Origin of the sequence: Acinetobacter johnsonii ANC 3681 (genome assembly GCF_000368805.1) — a bacterium.
Taxonomy (GTDB): domain Bacteria; phylum Pseudomonadota; class Gammaproteobacteria; order Pseudomonadales; family Moraxellaceae; genus Acinetobacter; species Acinetobacter johnsonii.
The window spans coordinates 78,869-102,957 of sequence record NZ_KB849704.1 but is presented as its reverse complement, the minus strand read 5'-3'; the positions used below and the strand labels follow the sequence as shown (position 1 = coordinate 102,957).

General features: G+C 44.1%; 18 protein-coding genes and 5 tRNA genes. 1 reads left to right on the top strand and 22 read right to left on the bottom strand.

Annotated elements, in window-relative coordinates; translation table 11 throughout:
• Positions 1–33: 33 nt before the first annotated feature.
• Both F946_RS02725 and F946_RS02720 read right to left on the bottom strand, forming a co-directional pair.
• Positions 34–1,404 (bottom strand): Na+/H+ antiporter family protein, encoded by a 1,371-nt coding sequence (locus F946_RS02725; protein ID WP_004978663.1) that lies wholly within the window; start codon positions 1,402–1,404, stop codon positions 34–36.
• A 101-nt stretch (positions 1,405–1,505) separates the two neighbouring features.
• Positions 1,506–2,390 (bottom strand): alpha/beta fold hydrolase, encoded by an 885-nt coding sequence (locus F946_RS02720; RefSeq protein ID WP_004978661.1) that lies wholly within the window; start codon positions 2,388–2,390, stop codon positions 1,506–1,508.
• A 116-nt stretch (positions 2,391–2,506) separates the two neighbouring features.
• Between F946_RS02720 and F946_RS02715 the strand changes: the two genes are divergently transcribed.
• Positions 2,507–2,992: a DUF4442 domain-containing protein gene (locus F946_RS02715; protein ID WP_004978660.1), complete on the top strand. Its 486-nt coding sequence runs from the start codon at positions 2,507–2,509 to the stop codon at positions 2,990–2,992.
• A gap of 48 nt (positions 2,993–3,040) precedes the next feature.
• Here F946_RS02715 and F946_RS02710 read toward each other — a convergent pair whose 3' ends face one another.
• The 20 genes from F946_RS02710 to gspD form a co-directional block, all read right to left on the bottom strand.
• Positions 3,041–3,397, bottom strand: a complete 357-nt coding sequence (locus F946_RS02710) for a hypothetical protein (RefSeq protein ID WP_004978656.1) — start codon at positions 3,395–3,397, stop codon at positions 3,041–3,043.
• 149 nt (positions 3,398–3,546) lie between these two features.
• Positions 3,547–4,086 carry a hypothetical protein gene (locus F946_RS02705; RefSeq protein WP_004978654.1) on the bottom strand — a complete coding sequence of 180 codons (540 nt, stop codon included), beginning with the start codon at positions 4,084–4,086 and terminating at the stop codon, positions 3,547–3,549.
• Between the two features lie 168 nt (positions 4,087–4,254).
• Complete coding sequence (gene rpoC / locus F946_RS02700; protein ID WP_004978652.1) at positions 4,255–8,454, bottom strand: DNA-directed RNA polymerase subunit beta'; 4,200 nt, start codon at positions 8,452–8,454, stop codon at positions 4,255–4,257.
• 154 nt (positions 8,455–8,608) lie between these two features.
• Positions 8,609–12,697, bottom strand: coding sequence for a DNA-directed RNA polymerase subunit beta (gene rpoB / locus F946_RS02695; RefSeq protein ID WP_004978649.1), 4,089 nt, complete (start codon positions 12,695–12,697; stop codon positions 8,609–8,611).
• Between the two features lie 301 nt (positions 12,698–12,998).
• Positions 12,999–13,364, bottom strand: a complete 366-nt coding sequence (rplL, locus tag F946_RS02690) for a 50S ribosomal protein L7/L12 (RefSeq protein ID WP_004692767.1) — start codon at positions 13,362–13,364, stop codon at positions 12,999–13,001.
• Positions 13,365–13,412: 48 nt separating this feature from the next.
• The gene (gene rplJ, locus F946_RS02685) at positions 13,413–13,919 is read right to left on the bottom strand and encodes a 50S ribosomal protein L10 (protein ID WP_004692769.1); all 507 of its coding nucleotides are present in this window, start codon (positions 13,917–13,919) and stop codon (positions 13,413–13,415) included.
• Positions 13,920–14,220: 301 nt separating this feature from the next.
• The gene (gene rplA, locus F946_RS02680) at positions 14,221–14,916 is read right to left on the bottom strand and encodes a 50S ribosomal protein L1 (RefSeq protein ID WP_004978645.1); all 696 of its coding nucleotides are present in this window, start codon (positions 14,914–14,916) and stop codon (positions 14,221–14,223) included.
• 3 nt (positions 14,917–14,919) lie between these two features.
• Positions 14,920–15,348 (bottom strand): 50S ribosomal protein L11, encoded by a 429-nt coding sequence (gene rplK / locus F946_RS02675; protein WP_004668262.1) that lies wholly within the window; start codon positions 15,346–15,348, stop codon positions 14,920–14,922.
• A gap of 118 nt (positions 15,349–15,466) precedes the next feature.
• The gene (gene nusG / locus F946_RS02670) at positions 15,467–16,000 is read right to left on the bottom strand and encodes a transcription termination/antitermination protein NusG (RefSeq protein WP_004692772.1); all 534 of its coding nucleotides are present in this window, start codon (positions 15,998–16,000) and stop codon (positions 15,467–15,469) included.
• A gap of 7 nt (positions 16,001–16,007) precedes the next feature.
• On the bottom strand, positions 16,008–16,448 hold the full coding sequence (gene secE, locus F946_RS02665) for a preprotein translocase subunit SecE (RefSeq protein ID WP_004692774.1): 441 nt from the start codon (positions 16,446–16,448) through the stop codon (positions 16,008–16,010).
• Between the two features lie 76 nt (positions 16,449–16,524).
• Positions 16,525–16,600 (bottom strand) — tRNA-Trp (locus tag F946_RS02660).
• 48 nt (positions 16,601–16,648) lie between these two features.
• Complete coding sequence (tuf, locus tag F946_RS02655; RefSeq protein WP_004692776.1) at positions 16,649–17,839, bottom strand: elongation factor Tu; 1,191 nt, start codon at positions 17,837–17,839, stop codon at positions 16,649–16,651.
• Between the two features lie 146 nt (positions 17,840–17,985).
• A tRNA-Thr gene (locus F946_RS02650) sits at positions 17,986–18,060 on the bottom strand.
• 17 nt (positions 18,061–18,077) lie between these two features.
• Positions 18,078–18,153: transfer RNA gene (locus tag F946_RS02645), tRNA-Gly, on the bottom strand.
• A 41-nt stretch (positions 18,154–18,194) separates the two neighbouring features.
• Positions 18,195–18,278: transfer RNA gene (locus tag F946_RS02640), tRNA-Tyr, on the bottom strand.
• A 53-nt stretch (positions 18,279–18,331) separates the two neighbouring features.
• Positions 18,332–18,407, bottom strand: a tRNA-Thr gene (locus F946_RS02635).
• A gap of 98 nt (positions 18,408–18,505) precedes the next feature.
• Positions 18,506–19,999: an anthranilate synthase component I gene (gene trpE / locus F946_RS02630; RefSeq protein ID WP_004978642.1), complete on the bottom strand. Its 1,494-nt coding sequence runs from the start codon at positions 19,997–19,999 to the stop codon at positions 18,506–18,508.
• 112 nt (positions 20,000–20,111) lie between these two features.
• Positions 20,112–20,780 (bottom strand): phosphoglycolate phosphatase, encoded by a 669-nt coding sequence (gene gph, locus F946_RS02625; protein ID WP_004978637.1) that lies wholly within the window; start codon positions 20,778–20,780, stop codon positions 20,112–20,114.
• A gap of 85 nt (positions 20,781–20,865) precedes the next feature.
• Positions 20,866–21,609, bottom strand: coding sequence for an FHA domain-containing protein (locus F946_RS02620; protein ID WP_004978636.1), 744 nt, complete (start codon positions 21,607–21,609; stop codon positions 20,866–20,868).
• Positions 21,610–21,702: 93 nt separating this feature from the next.
• Positions 21,703–24,057 (bottom strand): type II secretion system secretin GspD, encoded by a 2,355-nt coding sequence (gene gspD / locus F946_RS02615; RefSeq protein ID WP_004978633.1) that lies wholly within the window; start codon positions 24,055–24,057, stop codon positions 21,703–21,705.
• Between the last annotated feature and the right edge of the window lie 32 nt (positions 24,058–24,089).

The window sequence follows — 24,089 nt, the reverse complement described above, 5'->3', positions numbered from 1 at the left end:
AAAATCGCCTTTTTATAATAATTGGAGGGTAAATTACAAAACCATGGCCGCAATCCAACCAAAAATCATGAGTGGAATATTAAAGTGAATAAAGGTCGGGATCACACTGTCTTTCATGTGATCATGCTGACCATCCATATTCAAACCCGAAGTCGGTCCCAAAGTGGAGTCAGAAGCTGGAGAACCCGCATCACCGAGTGCCGCAGCCGTACCAATAATCGCAATAGTTGCCGCTGGACTGAAACCAAACTGGATACACAAAGGCACATAAATAATTGCTAAAATTGGAATGGTAGAGAACGATGAACCAATTCCTAAAGTAATCAGTAAGCCAATCAATAGCATCCAAAATGCAGCGAGTCCTTGACTAGAACCAATCCATTGCACTGATGCTTCTACCAATGCTGGCACTTGATTGGTCGCAGAAATAACAGATGCAAAACCTTGTGCTGCAATCATAATGAAACCAACTAATGCCATCATTCGCATACCGCTAATAATCACATCATCTGCTTCTTTCCATTTAAAAATGCCCGCACAGCTCAAAATCGCAACACCAACCAGACCAGCTAAAATCATGGAATCTGATGCGATTTGTACCCAAAGCGTTGCAACAACAGCAATGAGAGCCATAGATAACGTAAACTTTGAAATTTCGGGCTTAGACTTCTCACCCGTGATATCAAGTTCAGAAGAAATACTTTGCTGCACTGGTTCCACATGTACTTCTTCGTATACACGTTTCTTACGGTAACTAAAGAATACAGCAACCAATAAACCAACAAACATGCCAAAAACAGGAATGGCCATTGCTGAAGGGATATCGGCATAATTGATTTTAAAGCCGTAGGGTTGCCCGAAAGTATTAATATTTTGACCTAAGATGTCATTCAGGAAAATCGCACCAAATCCAAATGGTACCAGCATATAAGTGGCAACCAAGCCAAAGGTTAGAACACAAGCAATTAGTCGACGATCTAACTGAAGATGGTTAAACACACTTAATAAAGGAGGAATCAGGACTGGAATAAACGCGATATGCACAGGAATGACGTTTTGTGAACAAATGGCTGCTAACGCGACGGTTATAAAAATCAGATATTTAACCCGATTTTGCGCCTTTTCATTGCTCGACCCTTTCAATGTTTTAATAAGCTTATAAGCCAACAAGTCAGGTAAACCTGAGCGTGCCAAAGCCAAAGCAAATGCACCTAAAACCCCGTAAGCCAACGCAATTTTTGCGCCGCCCCCAAGTCCATTGTTAAATGCTTCGAGGGTACCGTGTAGCCCTAAACCAGCCAATAAACCACCTGTGACAGCACCAATAATTAATGCAAATACTACAGGCACACGAGCTAATGAAAGTCCAAACATGACCCCAATAGCGGCAAGAATTGCGAACATAGTGAAAAGAGTGACTTGGAAGAAAGGCGCATTTTATCAGAAAATAACCAAAAAATTCTGCCCTTACAGGTCGCTAGCGCCTTTCTCTTTCACAGATCATTTCAGCTGGCTTCAACACAACGCCAGTTTTGAACAAACCTTTTGATTTCTTTAGCAATTACCTCAGGCTGGCTCAAGATTGCCCAGTGGTTGGCATTTACATTCACCCGTTGAAAATCCTCGACCCACTTCGGCATTTCATCGATTAACGCTGGACTCACAAACTGATCTTGCTCCAATACAATCGCTAGTACGGGACAAATTGCAAAGCGTTCCCGAGGTTTCGTCAGGCGTGGGATAAAGTTCGCGCGGTAGAGCGCAACCCCGTGCTTACCATCGGCAGCAATGTGATGATTCAGCGGTAAGTCTGAGCGTCCTTCTAAACGCGATAAAACTTTGCCCCAATGCTCGGGACTAAAAAACTGCCATACGGTTGGTGCTAAAAAAGGCAACTGAAAGGCCGCAATATACCAAGACTTCGTTAACTGCTTAAAAAATTGAGGCTTATGTTGTTTGAACTGTTCACGCATCCAAAATGCGGCATGGTCTAAACATGGGCCTGAAATGGTGGTAAATGACAGCATACGCTCTCTAAATTTTGGCTCAGTCGCGGACTCCCATGACTGAATCGCCCCCCAGTCATGCGCAACCAGATGAAAACTACGCTGCGGAATCACACTATTCACCACACTTTCCAAATCAAGCGATAGCTGAGGCAAGGCATAGGCCCGTGTACGACGCGGCACACTCGACATACCTGCACCGCGAACGTCATAGGTTACAATATAATAATCTTGCACCAAATGCCCAATGACAGGCTCCCAGACCTCTTGATTATCTGGATAGCCATGCACCAAGACCAGCACAGGATTGTTCGCATTGCCCCATGTTTTCACATAAAGTCTTTGCTGATCTGTAGTTTGTACCCAGTAACTTTGCTGCTCCATATTCAGCTCCTTATTGTTATTGACTGTTTTTTATACTTTACTGGCAAAACGATCAATGCCAATTGATTTGATCTTCTCTAGTATGGATAGAAGTTCATCAGATACCATTGACCGAAATGAGCATTTTAAAAAAACTTGTGACACAGCCAATTGTCGCGAAATACTTTCTCAATCATTTTGCTCCCTTTAAAGGTGCAGGGATTCAAATTGAAAAATTTGACCTTAAACACTACCACATTCGCGTCAAAATGCCCCTGACTCGACAAAACCGAAACATTGTCGGCGTACATTTTGGCGGGAGCTTATATGCAATGGTCGATCCTTTTTATATGACCCTGCTGATGCATCACTTAGGCAATAAGTATATTGTCTGGGACAAAGCAGCCTCTATCCAATTTCTCAGCCCAGGGCGCAGTACAGTCTATGCAGACTTTCATCTTGATGCCCAAGAAATCGCGACTGTGAAACAACTGGCCGACAACTATGCCCCCGTACATCGTATTTATACCTTAAATATTTACGATGAAGCTGGCATTCGAATTGCCGAAGTGGAAAAGACTTTATATATCCGTCGTAAAAAACCTAAACCAGCACAGCTATAAAAAAAGCACTTCCATGAAGTGCTTTTTTTGAAATTTGAACTTAAAACATTATTTACGTTCTTCAATTGCAGCGCCTGCACCACCGCCGATGGCACCACCAATGGCTGCGCCGGTATTACCACCAAACACGCTTTTACCCACTGCTGAACCAATCGCACCGCCAACACCACTGTAGGTTGCACTACGGTTTGAGCCACCTTGAGTTTTACTGCCCACAGCTGCACCAGCACCGCCACCAATGGCTGCACCTACACCGCCACCGAGGCTATTCCCCGCAGCACCACCTACTGCACCGCCTAAAGCCGCTGTCCCAATACGTTGCTCGGAAGCACTCATATTCTCACAACCTGCCAACAGCATCGTCGAAAAAGATGCCACTGCAATAATGCTCATATACTTTTTCATGAGATTTGTCCTTATTGGCTATTTCTTACAGCATAAAAGATCAGTATGAACTTAAAACCCGTGAAATGTTACGGTTACAGCTGCTATTGCTGAAAATTTGTAAGTAAGAAGCCCTCCTGAGAGGGCTTCTTACCGTATTCAACTCAAGCTTATTCAGGCTCTTTCACCACAACCACATCTTTGGTGGTCGTGCCATTTTCTTGGAGCACCGCACGCGTCACACTTTCTTTACTGTTCGGATCTTTCACTTGATCTAGTTTCAGCTCCTTACGTACAGGTTCCTGCCCTTTCTTAAACTCAACCCCTTGTGCATCGACTTGCTTACCTTCTGCAAGGACTACACCACCTTGACTCAAGGTCGATTTCACTTCAACTTTGGATGTCGGAACAATCACGCTACCCTTTTGCACAATCGGTGCCGACATTTTTTTATCTGAAAATTGGCTGGCATTTTCTTCGAGAACCACTTCACGCGCCACAATATCTTTACCGCCATTTTTCACTTCAAAAATAGTCGCTTCGGTCGTCCGCACAGGGTCTTGACCCGCGACACTGCGAATAATCTGTGTTTTGACAATCGGTACAACAGCCTTATCCTCCACGGTGATGGTATTCGGCATCGGCGCTGCCATCGTTTGGCTCACAAATGCGAAGATGCTTAAGCCCAATAGCTTTGATGTCAATTTCATGTGGAACCACCTCTATTTTTTAATCGTTAATGAAGTAAGGAGATTTGTGTACTTATATTTTTACTATAGGAAAAATGTGAAATTTATAAAAGCTTAAATCAGCTTCTGTAACAAAAGGACAAAAAAAAGCCACCCGAAGGTGGCTTTTTCATTCATTTAAAGGGCTAATTATAGACCGTTAAACTCATCGCTAAATGCTTGGCTTAATGCTTGATCAACATCAGAGAAGTCATTTACAAGCTCGTGCTCTGCAGCTTCAGCTTCTTGACGACGACGCTCTAAGTGATAAGCAAGACCAGTACCTGCAGGAATCAAACGACCTACAACTACGTTCTCTTTCAAGCCACGTAAATCATCTTCTTTACCTGTTACAGCCGCTTCAGTCAACACACGTGTGGTTTCCTGGAACGATGCAGCAGAGATGAACGAGTCAGTAGAAAGCGACGCTTTAGTAATACCCATCAATTGACGTTCAAACTTCGCAGGGAACTTGTTTTGCGCAAGAACAGCTTGGTTCTCTTGCATCACACGGATGTAATCCACTTGCTCGCCTTTAATGAAGCTTGTATCACCTCCATCAGTGATATCAACTTTACGCAACATTTGACGTACGATCACTTCAATGTGCTTGTCGTTGATTTTTACACCTTGCAGACGGTATACGTCTTGAACTTCGTTCACGATGTAGTTGGTCAGCGCAACTTCGCCTTTCAAGCGTAAGATGTCATGTGGGTTCTGTGGACCATCAGAAACAGTCTCACCACGGTTCACATGTTCGCCTTCGAACACGTTCATGGTACGCCATTTTGGAATCAGTTCTTCGTAAATCTCAGAACCATCATCAGGCGTAATCACTAAACGGTTCTTACCTTTAGTCTCTTTACCAAAGCTCACAACACCTGAAATTTCAGCAAGAATTGCATGCTCTTTCGGTTTACGCGCTTCGAACAAGTCAGCTACACGCGGTAGACCACCGGTAATGTCACGCGTACGTGAAGTTTCTTGTGGTACACGACCAATAACGTCACCCACACCAATTGTTTCGCCATCACGGACAGAAAGAATCGTGTTTTGTGGTAAGAAGTAGAACTGCTCACCGCCGTCCGTCGTATCAAGAACAACCGCAGGACGTAAATCTTTACCAGACGCAGGACGTGCAGTCACAGGCAAGATTTCAATCGTCGTCATACCTGTTGCATCATCAGTTTTAGAGGTAACAGTTACGCCATCAGCGATTTGGCTGAAACGTACTTTACCTGCAACTTCTGTTACAAGTGGGTGGGTGTGTGGATCCCAAGTCGCCACGATACCGCCAGCGTCTACAGCTTCGCCATCTTTCAGCAAGATAGACGCACCGTATGGCAGTTTATAACGCTCACGCTCACGACCTAAATCATCCGCAATACCGATTTCGCCTGAACGAGAAGTCGATACCAAGTGACCTTTGGCATGTTGTACTGTTTTCACATTGTGGAAACGTACAGTACCTTTGTTACGTACTTGTACGCTGTTTGCAGCAGACGTTCGGCTTGCAGCACCACCTACGTGGAAGGTACGCATTGTTAACTGTGTACCCGGCTCACCAATCGATTGTGCAGCCATAACACCCACAGACTCACCAGGGTTCACCTGATGACCACGTGCAAGGTCACGACCATAACATTTCGCACATACACCGAATGTTGATTCACACGCAACCACTGAACGTACTTTAACTTCATCGACACCTTGCTCTTCTAGGAAGTTTGCAAGTTTCTCATCAATCAAAGTGTTACGTGGCAGGATAACGTCGTCAGAACCTGCTTTCTTCACATCTTCAGCAACAACACGGCCCAGTACTCGAGTACCTAAGTTCTCGATCACGTCACCGCCTTGAATGAACGGAGTCATTACAAGACCGCCCAAAGTACCACAGTCAGGCTCAGTAATTACCAAGTCTTGCGCTACGTCTACAAGACGACGTGTCAAGTAACCAGAGTTTGCTGTTTTCAGTGCTGTATCGGCCAAACCTTTACGTGCACCGTGTGTTGAGATGAAGTACTGAAGTACGGTCAAACCTTCACGGAAGTTTGCTTTAATTGGAGTTTCAATGATCGAACCATCTGGTTTCGCCATCAAACCACGCATACCCGCTAACTGACGAATCTGAGCTGCCGAACCACGGGCACCTGAGTCAGACATCATATAGATCGAGTTGAATGATTTTTGCTTCTCATCTTCACCCTGTTTGTTTTTAACAGTGGTAAAAGACAAGTTGTCCATCATCGCTTTCGCTACTTGGTCGTTGGTACGAGCCCAAATATCGACAACTTTGTTATAACGTTCGCCCGCAGTTACGAAACCTTGTTCGAACTGTTGCTCAATTTCACGAACTTCAACTTCCGCTTTTTCAATAATTGAGTACTTCGCAGGTGGAATCACCATGTCTTCCATACCTACCGATACGCCTGAACGTGTCGCTTGACGGAAACCTAAGTACATCAATTGGTCAGCAAAGATTACTGTATCTTTAAGACCTAATTTACGGTAGCAAGAGTTAATCAATTTAGAGATGTTTTTCTTGGTCATCTCAACGTTGATTTGTTGGAAATCCATACCTTCTGGCACAACTTCCCAAAGTAAGCAGCGACCTGGTGTGGTATCCACAACAATAGTTTGCTGTTCACGGTTACCATTTTCGTCAATCACAGTCTGGTGTACACGTGCTTTTACGCGAGCATGTAAATTTACCTGACCTGTTGCAAGTGCACGGTTAACTTCGTGAGTATCTGCAAACACCATGCCTTCACCTTTGGCATTGATCGCATCACGAGTGATGTAATACAAGCCTAAGACAACGTCCTGAGACGGTACGATGATTGGTTCACCGTTCGCTGGAGACAAGATGTTGTTGGTCGACATCATTAACGCACGCGCTTCTAACTGCGCTTCAAGTGTTAATGGTACGTGTACCGCCATTTGGTCACCGTCGAAGTCGGCGTTAAACGCAGCACAAACGAGCGGGTGAAGACGAATCGCTTTACCTTCAATCAGAATCGGTTCAAATGCTTGAAGACCCAAACGGTGAAGTGTAGGCGCACGGTTCAACATCACAGGGTGTTGACGAATCACGTGGGCAAGAACGTCCCAAACTTCTGGCGTTTCGCGCTCAACCATTTTCTTCGCAGCTTTGATGGTTGTTGCTTGGCCAGATGCTTGTAGTTTTGCGAAAATGAATGGCTTGAATAATTCAAGTGCCATTTTCTTCGGAAGACCACATTGGTGCAGACGTAAAGTAGGACCTACAGTAATTACCGAACGACCTGAATAGTCAACACGCTTACCAAGTAAGTTTTGACGGAAACGACCTTGTTTACCTTTGATCATGTCTGCCAAAGATTTAAGAGGACGTTTGTTCGAACCCGTAATTGCACGACCACGACGACCGTTGTCTAACAATGCATCGACAGACTCTTGTAACATACGTTTTTCGTTACGTACGATAATGTCTGGCGCTGCAAGGTCAAGAAGACGCTTTAAACGGTTGTTACGGTTAATCACACGACGGTAAAGGTCGTTCAAATCAGAAGTCGCGAAACGACCACCTTCAAGTGGTACTAACGGACGAAGATCTGGTGGAAGTACTGGAAGTACATTCATCACCATCCATTCTGGCTTGTTGTTTGACTCTTTAAACGCTTCCATCAACTTCAAACGTTTCGACGCTTTTTTAAGCTTAGTCTCAGACGTTGTGTTTGGAATTTCTTCACGTAAACGTGAAATTTCGTTTTCAAGATCGATGTCTTTTAACAAGTCTTGAACAGCTTCTGCACCCATTTTCGCAGTGAATTCATCACCGTGTTCTTCTAAAGCGCTGAAGTATTCTTCATCGTTTAAAAGTTGGTATTTCTCAAATGGAGTCATACCTGGGTCAGTTACTACGTAAGATTCGAAATACAATACACGTTCGATATCACGTAAAGTCATGTCTAATAATAGACCGATACGGCTCGGAAGTGATTTTAAGAACCAAATATGTGCAACTGGAGACGCCAGCTCGATGTGACCCATACGCTCACGACGAACTTTCGCAGTTGTTACTTCAACGCCACATTTTTCACAAATGACGCCTTTGTATTTCATACGCTTGTATTTACCACACAAGCATTCATAATCTTTGACTGGACCAAAAATTTTGGCACAGAATAAACCATCACGTTCTGGTTTGAACGTACGATAGTTAATGGTTTCAGGCTTTTTAACTTCACCATGAGACCATGACTTAATCATTTCTGGTGACGCAAGACCAATACGGATGCGATCAAACTCAACTGGAGCATGACCGTCTGAATCCGTCTTTTTGCGCATGATATCGAGCAAGTCTTTCAATTTTTTTCTCCGTGTGTTGTGGAGACTTTCACTACACAACTGGGTCACAAATATTGTTTTTACTGAAATTTGGGAATATCTAATCCCCCTAAATCCCCCTTTGTAAAGGGGGATTTGCTCCCCTCTTTAATAAAGAGGGGCTGGGGGAGATTTCTTAGTCACCATTTTTCAGTTCAATGTTGATACCTAAAGAACGGATCTCTTTGGTCAATACGTTGAACGATTCAGGCATACCTGGGTCCATATAATGGTTACCATCTACAATGTTCTTATAGATACGGGTACGACCTTCAACGTCATCCGACTTAACAGTAAGCATTTCTTGAAGCGTGTAAGCTGCGCCATATGCTTCAAGTGCCCAGACCTCCATCTCACCGAAACGCTGACCACCGAATTGTGCTTTACCACCAAGCGGCTGTTGAGTTACTAATGAGTAAGAACCAGTAGAACGCGCGTGCATCTTGTCGTCTACCAAGTGGTTCAGTTTCAACATGTACATGTAACCTACAGTTACAGGACGGTCAAACTGTTCACCTGTACGACCATCATACAATACTGTTTGACCAGTACGTGAAATGTTCGCAAGCTCTAACAAGTCTTTAATTTGTGATTCTTCAGCACCATCGAATACTGGCGTTGCAAGTGGAACACCCGCACGTAAGTTACCCGAAAGCACCAAAATTTCATCATCAGTTAAGCTATCAAGATCTTCTTGCTCGCCACCAACTTTGTTATAAATCTTGTCTAAGAATCCACGAAGCTCAAGTACAGTACGTTGCGCTTTTAACATCTTGTCGATTTCTTCGCCAAGACCTTTCGCTGCCATACCTAAGTGAGTCTCTAGAATCTGACCCACGTTCATACGTGACGGTACACCCAGTGGGTTCAATACGATATCGACTGGCACACCATTCGCATCATGAGGCATGTCTTCAACAGGTAAGATGTTAGAAACAACACCCTTGTTACCGTGACGACCCGCCATCTTATCACCCGGTTGGATGCGACGTTTAACAGCCAAGTAAACCTTAACAACTTTCAATACACCTGTTGTTAATTCATCACCTGTAGAAAGTTTGCGTTTTTTCTCTGCAAACTTCTCATCAATTTCAAAGCTCTTCTCTTTCAAGAACACTTGAATTTGAGTTAAACGCTCTGCAATAGCTTCATCAGTCGGTTGGATTTCAAGTAAATCAACCAACTCTAAACCAGACAATACGTCTGCAGAAAGCTTATCGCCACGCTTGGTTGTACCACCACCGTTAGACTCTTGACCTGTCAACAAACGAACAATACGTTCACGTGCTGCTTCTTCGAAGATTTTGTATTCTTCTTTCAAGTCTTTACGGTATGAATCAAGCTGAGCTTTTTCAATTGCTTGAGCACGTTCGTCTTTTTCAAGACCGTCACGTGTAAACACTTGAACGTCAATCACTGTACCTTTGGTACCTGATGGAACACGTAAAGATGAGTCTTTTACGTCAGCTGCTTTTTCACCGAAGATTGCACGAAGCAATTTTTCTTCTGGTGTTAACTGCGTTTCACCTTTAGGCGTTACTTTACCTACAAGGATATCGCCAGCAGTCACTTCAGCACCGATATATACGATACCTGATTCATCAAGCTTAGACAGTGCAGCTTCACCCACATTCGGGATATCCGCTGTGATCTCTTCCGCACCCAATTTCGTATCACGTGCAACACATGACAATTCTTGAATGTGAATCGAGGTTAAACGGTCTTCTTGAAGTACGCGCTCTGAAAGTAAGATCGAGTCTTCGTAGTTGTAACCATTCCACGTCATGAACGCAACACGCATGTTTTGACCTAACGCAAGCTCACCGCCATCTGTTGATGGACCATCAGCCAATACATCGCCACGACCAACTTTATCACCAAGTTTCACAAGAACTTTTTGGTTAATACAAGTGTTTTGGTTCGAACGTGTATATTTGATCAGGTTATAGATATCTACACCTGCCTCGCCTGCAACCATTTCATCTTCGTTGACACGAATCACGACACGTGAAGCATCGACGAATTCGATACGACCACCACGACCCGCAATCACACACACACCAGAGTCATGCGCTACATTTGCTTCCATGCCTGTACCTACAAGCGGTTTGTCAGCAATCAATGTAGGCACAGCTTGACGCTGCATGTTTGAACCCATCAATGCACGGTTGGCGTCATCGTGTTCAAGGAATGGAATCAGTGATGCAGCAACAGAAACAACCTGCTGTGCAGAAACGTCCATATGCGTCACTTTTTCAGGCGGCATACGTACGAAATCACCTTGGTGACGTACAGAAACAAATTCTTCTGTTAAGTTACCGTCTTTATCTACGCCAGAATCGGCCTGTGCAATCACAGTACCTACTTCTTCAATTGCAGATAAATACTCAACTTCATCCGTTACACGACCATCAAGCACTTTACGGTATGGTGTTTCTAAGAAACCGAAATTGTTACATTTCGCATAAACAGAAAGTGAGTTGATCAAACCAATGTTTGGACCTTCCGGCGTTTCAATTGGACATACACGACCGTAGTGAGTTTGGTGTACGTCACGTACCTCAAAGCCCGCACGTTCACGTGTCAAACCACCGGGACCAAGCGCCGATACACGACGTTTGTGCGTAATCTCAGACAATGGGTTGTTTTGGTCCATGAACTGAGATAACTGGCTTGAACCAAAGAATTCTTTGATTGCAGCAGCCACTGGTTTTGCATTGATCAAATCTTGCGGAGACAAGTTATCTGTTTCAGCTTGGCTTAAACGTTCTTTAACAGCACGTTCTACACGAACTAGACCAACACGGAATTGGTTTTCAGTCATTTCACCTACTGAACGCACGCGACGGTTACCCAAGTGGTCGATATCGTCGACTTCACCTTTACCGTTACGGATTTCAACCAATGTTTTTAATACATCAGTGATATCTTCGTTCGACAAAATACCTTCAACTTCACGAGACTTCTGATCCGTACCCACTTCGTAAGGACGACCCAAACGACGGTTGAACTTCATACGACCGACTGGAGACAAGTCATAACGTTCTGAAGAGAAGAATAAGTTATTGAATAAGTTTTCAGCTGCTTCTTTCGTTGGTGGCTCGCCTGGACGCATTACTTTGTAGATTTCTACCAATGCTTCTTCACGACCTGTCGTGGTATCTGCACGTAAAGTATCTGCAACGAATGAACCACGGTCGATGTCATTGGTGAATAGAATGTTAAATTGTTTAACACCACCTTCAGCCAATTTCACCATCACTTCATGGCTTAACAAGGTATTTGCTGCAATCACATCACCATCTTTAAGTGGGATGTCTTCTGCAGTAATACGCTCGTACAAGTACTCATCTGGCACAGAAAGCTTTTCTAGGCCAGCAGCTTCCATTTGACGCACATGACGCGCGTTGATACGCTTGCCTTGCTCAACAATGGTTTTGCCATCATTGTCTACGATGTCAAATTGTGCCATTTCGCCACGCAAGCGTTCTGGAACAAGGTCAATCTGGTAGCTACCCATGTCTAGGTATACAGGCACTTTTTCATAGAACAAGTCTAAGATTTGCGCATTGTTATAACCCAAAGCACGAAGAACCACAGTCGCAAGTAATTTACGACGACGGTCAATACGCACAAATACAAGGTCTTTTGCGTCAAATTCGAAGTCTAACCATGAACCACGGTAAGGAATAATACGCGCAGAATAAAGCACTTTACCACTAGAGTGGGTTTTGCCTTTATCGTGGTCAAAGAATACGCCCGGTGAACGGTGTAATTGAGATACGATTACACGCTCAGTACCATTAATAACGAATGTACCGTTATCGGTCATGAGTGGCATTTCACCCATGTACACTTCTTGCTCGCGCACGTCTTTAATTGATTTAGTTTCGCGATCTTTTAAGATCAAACGAATTTTTACGCGCATTGGTGCTGCATAAGTTGAGCCACGAAGAATACATTCGCGTACATCAAACTCAGGCTTACCAAGACTATACTCAACAAATTCTAAAGCAGCATTGCCAGAATAACTTTCTATAGGAAAAACTGAACGAAACGCGGCTTGCAGACCGATATCTTCGCGGTTTTTTGGTGATTTGCCATCTTGTAAAAATGTTCTGTACGAGTCGACTTGAATCGCGAGCAAGTACGGAGCATCCATAACACTAGGCAATTTACCAAAATTCTTACGGATCCGTTTCTTTTCGGTATATGAGTATGCCATCTGGAGTCCTCGGAAAGTAAACCGAGCCCGCCTGCAGAACGGGCTCAGAAGGAATTACGCAGGCCGATATGGCCACCACTTTTTACAAATGCTGCAATTTTCAGTGGTATTGAAACGCTTACCAATATTTTTAAATTTGAAAAATATTGGTAAGCGTTTGATTCTTTTCTTTATTTTAATTTGATGGATTTTCCACCAAGCAAACAAAAATCGAGCCGATTATTGTAACGCAAAAAGGCTGATGACCCAAGAGCCATCAGCCAATTTTTGGGGTGAAATTAATATTCCCCCCCTGGTAACATTACTTAATAGTAATAGTAGCACCAGTTTCTTCAAGTTTTTTCTTAAGTTCTTCAGCTTCTTCTTTAGAAACTGCTTCTTTAAGAACTGAAGGAGCACCTTCAACCATGTCTTTAGCTTCTTTCAAGCCAAGACCAGTGATTTCACGAACTGCTTTAATCACAGCTACTTTGTTCGCGCCGAAAGAAGTCAACTCAACGTTGAATTCTGATTGCTCTTCAGCAGCAGCAGCAGCAGGACCTGCAGCTACAGCTACAGCAGCAGCAGATACGTTGAATTTTTCTTCGAAAGCAGAAATAAGTTCAACAAGTTCAAGAACAGTTTTTTCAGCAACTGCGTTTAAGATTTCTTCGTTTGTTAAAGCCATGAGAGTAACTCCAAATGGGTATTGAATGATGTGTGTTTAAGTTTGAGCTTATGCAGCTTCTGACTCGTTTTTCTCTTGAAGCGCTGTAAGTAAGCGACCCAATTTCGAAATAGGAGCTTGAAGAACGCTTGCAAGCATAGTAAGCGCTTTCTCTTGGTTTGGAAGATTCGCGATAACGCTAACTTCTTCGCCTTGATAAAGTTTGCCTTCAAATGCAGCAGCTTTAAGTTCAAATGCTTTGTTAGTTTTCGCAAATTCTTCGAATAAGCGTGCCGCAGCACCCATATCATCTGCAGAAGTTGAGAAAGCTAAAATTGTTGGGCCAACAAGGTTGTCGTTCAAGATATTGAATGGAGTATCTTGAAGAGCACGTTTAGCCAAAGTATTACGTACAACACGTGTAGCAACACCTAACTTACGAGCTTCAACACGAAGAGCAGTTAATTGCTCAACAGTTAAACCTTGGTAGTCAGCAACAACAGCAGCAAACGCAGTAGAAGCAACTTCAGTTACTTCAGCAACGATCTGTTTTTTGCCTTCGATAAGAAGAGCCATTGTAAAACCTCCTAACGGTGATTTATGTACTTACGCGAAGTACACTCCCAATTCGCAAGTTCATCACTGAACTTACACGCGGAGGATGAACAAATCACACCACCGCGTCTACTCAGGCTGGGAAATTAAGAAAGTAATCGAAATTACTCTCGCCTGAGGTCTTTGACGCTGATAAATCTACATTTACCAATTCAAAGTTTGCCTAAGTTTGCAAGTAGTCCGAAACCGGTTTCTCTTGCGTAATATTTAAAGCAGTGCTTCAAATATTACTCAGGGCTTTAAAATTCTGTCTAAGTTGAACTTAGTTAGAAACGTTGCTTACATCAACAACAAGACCAGGACCCATAGTTGAGCTCAAAGTGATCTTTTTGATGTATACACCTTTAGATGTCGCAGGCTTTAACTTTTTCAAGTCTGCAATCAAAGTTTCAACGTTTTGACGAACAGCTTCAGCAGAGAAATCTACTTGACCGATCGCAGCGTGGATAATACCCGCTTTGTCTACACGGTAACGTGCTTGACCAGCTTTTGCATTTTTAACTGCACCAGCCACGTCAGGAGTTACAGTACCCACTTTAGGGTTTGGCATTAAGCCACGTGGACCAAGAATCGTACCTAACTTACCAACAACGCGCATTGCATCAGGAGCAGCAATCACTACGTCAAAGTCAAGGTTACCCGCTTGAATGCTTTCAGCAAGGTCATCAAAACCAACTACGTCCGCGCCTTCAGCTTTAGCAGCTTCAGCAGCAGCGCCTTGAGCAAACACAGCTACACGTACAGTTTTACCAGTACCTGCAGGAAGTGTAGTCGCGCCACGAACAACTTGGTCAGATTTACGAGGGTCAACACCTAGGTTTACCGCAACATCCAAAGATTCTTTGAATTTCGCAGCAGGAAGACCAGCAAGAACAGCTACTGCTTCTTCTAAAGTGTAAACTTTGTTTGCTTCAATAGCAGCAGCAATGGCTTTTTGACGTTTAGTTAACTTTGCCATATCTTATAGCTCCACTTCCAAGCCCATAGAACGTGCAGAACCAGCGATGGTACGAACACGTGCGTCTAAATCAGCACCAGTTAAATCTGGTTCTTTAGTAGTCGCGATTTCTTCCAATTGAGCACGAGTCAACTTACCAACTTTAGTTTTGTTAGGTACAGCAGAACCCTTTTGGATACCAGCAGCTTTCTTAAGAAGAATAGATGCAGGAGGAGTTTTCATGATGAATGTGAACGACTTATCGTTGTACACAGTGATCACGACTGGAATTGGTAAACCAACTTCAAGTTTTTGTGTCGCAGCATTGAATTCTTTACAGAATGCCATGATGTTAACACCACGTTGACCCAATGCAGGACCAATCGGTGGAGATGGATTCGCTTTACCAGCTGGAACTTGCAGCTTGATATAGCCGTCAATCTTCTTAGCCATTTCAAATTACCTCTGGGTACAAACGCCGATGAAGGCTCCCCAATTTCTAAGTAACGATACCGTTACAACAACAATGCCTGACTTATAAATAAGCCAGGCGTTTTTCAACCACTTCGAATTAAACTGATTTTTCGACTTGGCGAAATTCCAGCTCAACCTGAGTTGGTCGATTAAATACATTAATGGTCAACGTTAAACGTGACTTTTCGTATAAAACTTCTTCCACCACACCTTTAAAGTCTGTGAATGGACCGTCAATTACGAGTAATTCTTCACCTGGTTCAAACATCGTCTTCGGACGTGGTGCTTCACCAGTATTGCGTACACGAGCAAGAATCGCATCTGCTTCACGTTGGGTAATTGGCGCCGGTTTCTCAGCCGTACCACCAATAAAACCTAAAACTTTTGGACATTCTTTAACAATGTGCCAAGTTTCATCATTCATTTCCATTTCGACCAATACATAGCCTGGAAAGAACTTACGTTCAGATTTACGTTTCTTACCATCCTTCATTTCTACCACTTCTTCGGTAGGAACAAGGACTTCACCAAAGCTATCGGCTACAGCGCTACGCTGGATTCGATCATTAAGTGAACGCATCACTTGTTTTTCATAACCTGAATAGGCATGAATAATGTACCAACGTTTCATAGCTCTCTTACCCGATAATAAACTTCATTAACCAGCCCAAAATGTAGTCAAAACACCATAATAAAATGGATGCAACAACTACAACCGCAAGCACCTGCCAAGATGTGGTCATGGTCTCTTGCTTCGTTGGCCAAGTCACTCGACGCAGCTCAATTCGTGAGTCTTTCAACAAACGAGCAAAGCCTTTGCCTTGATGGGTGGCGTATAATAAACCGAATGCCACGATGATACAAGCCAAAATTACCCCAACGCGCACCCAGATATCGTTGGCTGGTGCCCAATACGCTGGTAGGTGTTGATTCACCATGGTCGCACCAATTAATAAAATCAATGCGATAATCCATAAGACGACGTCTAGGGGAGAACCAGATTTAACTACTTCAGCAGAATTATTTCTTTGAGGGATTGCCGCGTCGCTTTGTGCGTCGCGTAATTTTTCATTCGACATTTTTGTACTCGTCGTAGGTTTCGCGACTTATTATATGACCAGTTTTGCCGACATCAAGCGTCTTTTATAAAAAAGTTGGCAGGCCAGGAGGGACTCGAACCCCCAACATTCGGTTTTGGAGACCGACGCTCTACCAATTGAACTACTGACCTGCAAAACAAATTGGAGCCGAAACCCCAATTTGTAATTTTATTTTATAATTATGCAGTTACTTTAGCAACTACACCAGCACCAACTGTACGACCACCTTCACGGATCGCAAAACGTAGACCTGGGTCCATTGCGATTGGGTGGATTAATTCTACTGACATTTCTACGTTGTCACCAGGCATAACCATTTCAACGCCATCTTGTAATTTGATCGCGCCAGTTACGTCAGTTGTACGGAAGTAGAACTGTGGACGGTAACCGTTAAGGAATGGAGTGTGACGACCACCTTCTTCTTTAGAAAGTACGTATACTTCTGCATCGAATTTAGTATGCGGCTTGATTGCACCTGGTTTAGCAAGTACTTGACCACGTTGTACGTCTTCACGCTTAGTACCACGTAGAAGAACACCACAGTTCTCGCCCGCACGGCCTTCGTCTAGAAGTTTACGGAACATTTCTACGCCAGTAACTGTAGTTACTTGAGTATCACGGATACCAACGATTTCAACTGATTCGCCTACTTTCACAATACCAGTTTCTACACGGCCAGTTACTACTGTACCACGACCAGAAATAGAGAATACGTCTTCGATTGGCATTAAGAATGCTTGGTCGATTGCACGTACTGGCTCTGGAATGTAAGTGTCAAGTGCGTCAACAAGCGCAACAACTGCTTCTTCGCCATACTGACCAGCGTCACCGTTAAGTGCAAGAAGAGCTGAACCACGGATAACTGGAGTGTCATCACCTGGGAAGTCATAAGTAGAAAGAAGTTCACGAACTTCCATTTCTACTAATTCAAGAAGTTCTTCATCATCAACAAGGTCACACTTGTTAAGGAATACAAGAATGTAAGGTACACCAACCTGACGAGAAAGAAGGATGTGTTCACGAGTCTGCGGCATTGGACCATCAGTCGCAGCACATACAAGGATCGCGCCGTCCATCTGAGCAGCACCAGTAATCATGTTTTTAACATAATCGGCGTGGCCCGGGCAGTCTACGTGTGCGTAGTGACGAGTTGGAGAATCGTATTCTACGTGTGAAGTATTAATTGTAATACCACGTGCTTTTTCTTCTGGTGCAGAGTCAATTGCAGCGTAGTCTTTCGCTTCGCCACCGAATTTCTTCGCACATACAGTTGCAATTGCAGCTGTTAAAGTTGTTTTACCATGGTCAACGTGACCGATTGTGCCCACGTTAACGTGTGGCTTATTACGTTCAAACTTAGCCTTAGCCATGTTCATCTTCCTCGTTTACGTCGAACACAGGTATAAACAACTCAGTATCGACACATCGCCTAAAAAATCAAACACCAAATACTTGAAAAGCAGACTAATAAGCCTGCTTCTTTAAAAATTTGTAGAAATTCTACTAAACTGTAATCTGGAGCTCTTATCGAGATTTGAACTCGAGACCTCTCCCTTACCAAGGGAGTGCTCTACCACTGAGCTATAAGAGCAAATATAAAACTTCAAATGGAGCGGGAGACGAGGGTCGAACTCGCGACATGTAGCTTGGAAGGCTACCGCTCTACCAACTGAGCTACTCCCGCACGATGTTGGTACAAAGACCACTTTCTTGAAGTCTTAAAATTGGTGGTGAGGGAAGGATTCGAACCTTCGAAACTTTCGTAGCGGAGTTACAGTCCGCCCCCTTTGACCGCTCGGGAACCTCACCATTTACACTTACTTCAGTGTCGTTCTTTACTTAACTTACTCAACTCTCTAAGATGGTGCCGGCACACGGATTCGAACTGTGGACCTACTGATTACAAGTCAGTTGCTCTACCAACTGAGCTATGCCGGCGTTTCTTAGTGTTTCGTACGTTTCGTATCGGAACGGTGTGCAGTTTAGCAAAACTCAAAATCCTTGCAAGTGTTTTTTTCAAAAAAAACGTCAAAAACTCACAAAATCAATCCGTTTGATGATAATTCAACCGCTTTGATCACTGCGCGAGCTTTTATTTGGGTTTCATTCCACTCAGATTCAGGATTTGAGTCGTAAACAAGCCCCGCTCCTGCCTGAACATAGACCTTATTTTCACGAATAACGCAGGTACGAATCGCAATCGACATGTCCATTTCGCCATGCCAGCCTAAATAACCAACAGCACCACCAAAAATCCCACGTTTTACGGGCTCAACTTGGTCAATAATTTCCATCGCACGAATTTTTGGTGCACCTGAAAGTGTGCCTGCGGGAAAAGTTGCTTTAAAAACATCCAAGGCATCTACATCATCACGAACTTCGCCTTGCACATTGGAAACAATATGCATGACATGCGAATAACGTTCGATCACCATTTGATCAGTCACTTGCACTTTGCCAATTTTCGAGACGCGACCGACATCATTTCGACCCAAGTCAATCAGCATTAAATGTTCAGCAATCTCTTTTTCATCCGACAGCAAGTCTTGTTCAAGCGCCAAATCTTCTTCTTTGGTTTTACCACGCGGTCGCGTACCTGCCAGCGGACGCACGGTTGCAATCCCATTTTCAAGGCGAGATAAAATTTCAGGGGAAGAACCGACAATATGAAAAGGCTGATTATTTTCCAAAGTTTGCCCCTGTACCAAGAACAAATAAGGCGATGGGTTCAAATGACGTAGCGCACGATAGACTTGTAAAGGTTCACCATCGAAGTCAGAGACCATACGGTGCCCTGGCACCACCTGCATCACATCGCCCGCACGGATGTATTCTTTTACCGTTGCAATCGATTCTAAGAATTTGGCTTTGCCCGTGAGTGACTCAAAATGTGGCGCGGTATGCGGCGTGGCTTTTAGACTAATGGGCGTTGCGAGTAAATCTTCCAATGCATCCAGTTGCTGCTGAGCTTGGCTATACGCGTCCACATCAACCACATCGGCATGCACAATCAAGAATAAAGTATCTTTTAAGTTATCAAACACAATCACTGTTTTAGACAGCATCATCCAAATATCAGGCAAACCCACTGGGTCTGCTTCTGGCGCGTTATTTAAACGCGGCTCAATATAACGTACGGCATCATAACCAAAGTAGCCCACCAAGCCACCCGTAAAGCTTGGCAGAGCAGGTAAATCAGCTTGAGTAGGTACTTTATACTGCGACTGAAAATCCCGGATGAATTGAAACGGATCTGTACAGGGTTGCTTTTCTATAGTGCCGTCGGCTTGTTGAATGGTCAGCTCACCCGCGTTGCATGAGAACACGGTAGATTCACCTAAACCAATAATAGAATAGCGTGCCCAGTTCTCCCCACCTTCCACAGATTCAAACAAATAGGCCTGTTTATGCTCTTTTAGGCGCGCAAAGACCGACAATGGTGTCTCAGTATCGGCTAAGCGCTGACGATAGACTGGAATCAGGTTATAACCCGCTGTTTTGAGTTGATCGAATTGTGTTTGCGTTATCATGAGTGTTCTCTATTTTTTCAATATGGCGTGATCAGTTTTTTAAAATTAGTGCTTGGAGTTTCGCCATCGAAAAGTCATATGTTTACTCATGTTCATTCCTTCGTTTGCAAAGTTACCCGATCAGTTCACACAGATTATCCACCACTTGCTGTGGCTGACAGTCTAAAATATTTTCACCATGATTATAGCCATAGCTGACCACAACACAATCAATACCCGCACGGCGTGCAGCCTCAACATCATTGGATGAGTCCCCAATCATTAAGGCCTGATCTTTGCTTTGTGCATATTGCTCAACACAGTGTAACAATTGACGCGGATGCGGTTTGCGCTCTTCGAAACGATCGCCGCCGATGACATCAGCAAAATAATGGGTCATGCCTAAATGATCGACAATAGCACGTGCAGGCGCTTCAGGTTTATTAGTCACGCAAATCATGGTTTTCTTTTGTGCCAAGCCCCATTCTAAAAACTCAAGAATGCCGTCGAAAGGCTGAGTTTCCACACATGGGTCGGCATTATAAATTTTTAAAAACGTATCCAACAATTGTTGTTGCTGGGCAGGATCAACTTTACCTGTTAAATGTTGCAAGGTACTTTGACAAAACAGCGCTGTTCCCTTCCCAACCCAGACCCGCACCTGCGCTTCAGTAACGGTAGGCAGCTGCAAAGCATTCAGGCTCATATTCATCGCACGATGCAAATCTGTTGCTGAATCCACCAAAGTTCCATCTAAATCGAAAAGTAAAACCTCTCGCTGTGCCACATTTGCAATATTCATTCACCCTCACTCATTTTTATCATGTACTGCCCAAAAACAATCAAGGCATGCTTGTGCATGCCTTGATTGTAGTGTGATCTGCATTTTATTTGAACATCAGCCAAGCAATAATCGCTAAAATAATCAAGACAATAATCGAGATTAACCCCAGCGAGGCATTTTTCTGAGTTTCAGCCTCTTGTTCAACCTGTACTTTTGGAGCCTCGTTGTTCTCAACCTGAGGCACGCTAGGCGCAGTCAAATCCACCCCTGCAGGAATAGGCGCGGGTTTCGGAATACCGACATTTTGCGGCATACCGTCACGCGTTAAACTCACATTACCATCGCGTTCTTTTAGCTCAGGCATACCCTGATCGCTCATATGCTGTGCTGCCGTTTTCGGCTGTTCTGGCTCAACAATAGGCGCATCAACACTCACTTCCGCTTGAGCCGTTTCTGAAGCAGCTACCGCTTCTGATGGCTGGCTAATCGGCGCTTCAACCACAGCTGCACCCAAAGTTGCCGCCTCTACCGATTCCACCACGTCTTCTAACGCTTTCGCAGGCTCAAAGACCGAAAACTTTAAGCTTGCAAACTGGACGATATCACCCTGCTTCAACAACGTTTCTGCCGCAATTTGCACATCATTCACATATGTGCCATTTGAAGAACCCAAGTCTTGTAGCCACAAAGCCTGGTCTTTCAGTAAAAAGGCCGCATGTTTACGCGAAATTTCAGATTGTTGTAATAAAATATCCGCTGCTTGATGACGACCGACCAACATATCACGATCAATGCTAATTTCCTGACCCGTTAATTCGCCAGTAATTGCTTGTATTTTCCAAGTCATGACTTATCTCTCTATGTGCTGATTTATGATAACACAGAGAATATTCTTTACCATTCCACCTTCCCTCGCAGATGAATGGCAGGACAGCTAGGCTTAACCTATCGAGATATTCTCAGTATATCGCCCAGGGATGGAATAGCTTGTCGATACCACCTGTGCCATGTGTGCCACACGAGCACCTTGAACATTTTGCATCATCAAGTTCAAGCCAATCTGAGAATGAATCCTTGGGTATAACTGACGCGAGGTGGTATTTTTAGGAACACTAGCAATCGGCTGTTTACGAATCGCAGGCTCAATGGCCACAGGCGTTGTTTCAACCATCGGTTGCGTTGTGGTTGGACTGCTTGGCACTTGTTGATACGATTGTGGCAAGGCCGGTTTGGTTGATGTCACAGGCAAACGCTGTTGGAAGATATCATCGACATTTTCAGGCAACTTGGCAAAGCTACCATCTTTATCCATGGCCAACTGCAAACTATAAAGCTGACTGTAGCGCTGCTGAGAAAGGCGACGTGCAGACTCCCCATCTCCCACAATCGTCGGATGAATGAAAACCAACAAATTGCGTTTCTGATCTGACTTGCCATCTGAACGGAACAAACGCCCTAACCCTGGTATTGCACCAAGACCTGGGATCGATTGGCGTGAATAAGATGTGTTATCTGAAATCAAGCCACCTAAAACGATGGTATTGCCATGTTCCGCCAAGACTGAGGTTTTAATCGCACGCTTACTGGTGACCAAATCCTGCGCTTCACCTTTATTGGTTTTGACATCCGAGACTTCTTGTTCAATCTCTAAGCGGATGGTGCCACCTTCACCAATATGCGGCACCACCTTAAGCGTCACCCCTACATCTTTACGTTCAATGGTGGTGTAGGGGTTAGCCGTACCTGAAGAGGTGGTAGAAACTGAGCCTGTTACAAAGGGCACATTTTCACCCACGACGATATAGGCTTCTTCATTGTCCATAGTGACAATCGATGGTGTAGACAGCAGATTCGACTTGGTATTACTTTTTAACGCTTGGATCATCGCGCCATATAACTGACGCGAGCCATCACTGCCTTCTTTATAATCCCCAAGGATTAACGAACCACCCGCGCCAATTGCACTTGCAGCCCCCGCACCGCCACCCGTTAAATAATTCGCAGCAATACTTTTGAGACTCGAACCAATATTGTCAAAATTGATAATCCCAACACCACTACTTAAATCACCCATCGCCCATTGCACGCCCAATTGGTCGGCATCGTTACCTTCCACCTCGAGAATAGTCGCCTCAATTAGGACTTGCTGACGACGAGTATCCAACTGTTGAATAGCCGACTCGATTTCACGCATCAACTGAGGGTCTGCTTTAACCACCAACGCATTTTGCGAACTATCGGCAATAATACTGACCCCATTACTGTTAAAGCTGGTGATGTTGTTCTGATTGCGATTGGACTGGCTGTTTAAGTTAATACTTGGGGTGGAAATCTGTGAAGATGAACCTTCACTCGAACTATTATTTTGGTTATAGCTGGAATTACTATTGTTATTGCTGTCGTTAGACTCGCTAGAATTAACAGCCTGCCCTGAGACCAAACCTTGTAAAATTTCGGATAAGCTTTTAGCGCTGGCATATTTTAAGCGAAACACCTTCAATCCGCCCAGACGCTCTGCAGCAGGCACATCCAGCATCTCGATCATTTGGCGAATACGTTTACGCGTCGCGGTGTCCCCTTTTAAAATAATCCGATTGGTTCGATTATCTGCAATAATTCGTATTCTGGAACCTTTTAAATCTTTGATCGAGCCCGTTCCGCTCATACTTTCTAGTAACCCAATCATTTCTTCAGCCTGACTCGATTGCAACGACACCGCTTCGATGTCATTTTGTCCCGTCCCATCCAAGTTACGGATGATGGTCTCAAGCTGATAAATATTACTGGCGCGATCAGACACAATCAGTGCATTGGTGCCATTCACTGCAGATAAATGCGCAAACTGCGGCATCAATGGACGCAGTGCAGGAATCAGGTCATTGGCATTGGTGTTTTCCAGCCAAATCACCCGCGTCACAACCTGATCGCCTGTGGCGCGATGACGAACATCATAGGGAATGCCAGAACTTTTGACATTACTGTCAGGCACAATTTTAATGGTCCGACCAGAAGGAATCGCGACCACACCATTGACATTCAAGACCCCTAAGAACAAGTCATAGACTTCTTGCTTATTCAACGCTTTGTTTGAAATCACCGTGACATTGCCGCGTACCCGTGGATCAACTGCAAAGTTTTTCCCAGTGATATCCGCAACTTCATTAATAAATGCAGTTAAGTCTGCATCGCGCAGATTAATTTTCCATGTTTGTGCATAGCTGGCTGTACTCACCATGGCAAGCAAAGGCGCTGCGATTGTCAGTGCCCAAACAGGGCGGTGATTCAATAAAGCCATAAATCCAAGTCATTCCTAACTAATATTGGTGA

Bases quoted from the DNA above. Each gene is read 5' to 3' on its own strand.
- F946_RS02725 (WP_004978663.1), bottom strand. From the start codon at position 1,404: ATGTTCGCAATTCTTGCCGCTATTGGGGTCATGTTTGGACTTTCATTA.
- F946_RS02720 (WP_004978661.1), bottom strand. From the start codon at position 2,390: ATGGAGCAGCAAAGTTACTGGGTACAAACTACAGATCAGCAAAGACTT.
- F946_RS02715 (WP_004978660.1), top strand. From the start codon at position 2,507: ATGAGCATTTTAAAAAAACTTGTGACACAGCCAATTGTCGCGAAATAC.
- F946_RS02710 (WP_004978656.1), bottom strand. From the start codon at position 3,397: ATGAAAAAGTATATGAGCATTATTGCAGTGGCATCTTTTTCGACGATG.
- F946_RS02705 (WP_004978654.1), bottom strand. From the start codon at position 4,086: ATGAAATTGACATCAAAGCTATTGGGCTTAAGCATCTTCGCATTTGTG.
- rpoB (WP_004978649.1), bottom strand. From the start codon at position 12,697: ATGGCATACTCATATACCGAAAAGAAACGGATCCGTAAGAATTTTGGT.
- rplL (WP_004692767.1), bottom strand. From the start codon at position 13,364: ATGGCTTTAACAAACGAAGAAATCTTAAACGCAGTTGCTGAAAAAACT.
- rplJ (WP_004692769.1), bottom strand. From the start codon at position 13,919: ATGGCTCTTCTTATCGAAGGCAAAAAACAGATCGTTGCTGAAGTAACT.
- rplA (WP_004978645.1), bottom strand. From the start codon at position 14,916: ATGGCAAAGTTAACTAAACGTCAAAAAGCCATTGCTGCTGCTATTGAA.
- rplK (WP_004668262.1), bottom strand. From the start codon at position 15,348: ATGGCTAAGAAGATTGACGGCTATATCAAGCTGCAAGTTCCAGCTGGT.
- nusG (WP_004692772.1), bottom strand. From the start codon at position 16,000: ATGAAACGTTGGTACATTATTCATGCCTATTCAGGTTATGAAAAACAA.
- secE (WP_004692774.1), bottom strand. From the start codon at position 16,448: ATGTCGAATGAAAAATTACGCGACGCACAAAGCGACGCGGCAATCCCT.
- tuf (WP_004692776.1), bottom strand. From the start codon at position 17,839: ATGGCTAAGGCTAAGTTTGAACGTAATAAGCCACACGTTAACGTGGGC.
- trpE (WP_004978642.1), bottom strand. From the start codon at position 19,999: ATGATAACGCAAACACAATTCGATCAACTCAAAACAGCGGGTTATAAC.
- gph (WP_004978637.1), bottom strand. From the start codon at position 20,780: ATGAATATTGCAAATGTGGCACAGCGAGAGGTTTTACTTTTCGATTTA.
- F946_RS02620 (WP_004978636.1), bottom strand. From the start codon at position 21,609: ATGACTTGGAAAATACAAGCAATTACTGGCGAATTAACGGGTCAGGAA.
- gspD (WP_004978633.1), bottom strand. From the start codon at position 24,057: ATGGCTTTATTGAATCACCGCCCTGTTTGGGCACTGACAATCGCAGCG.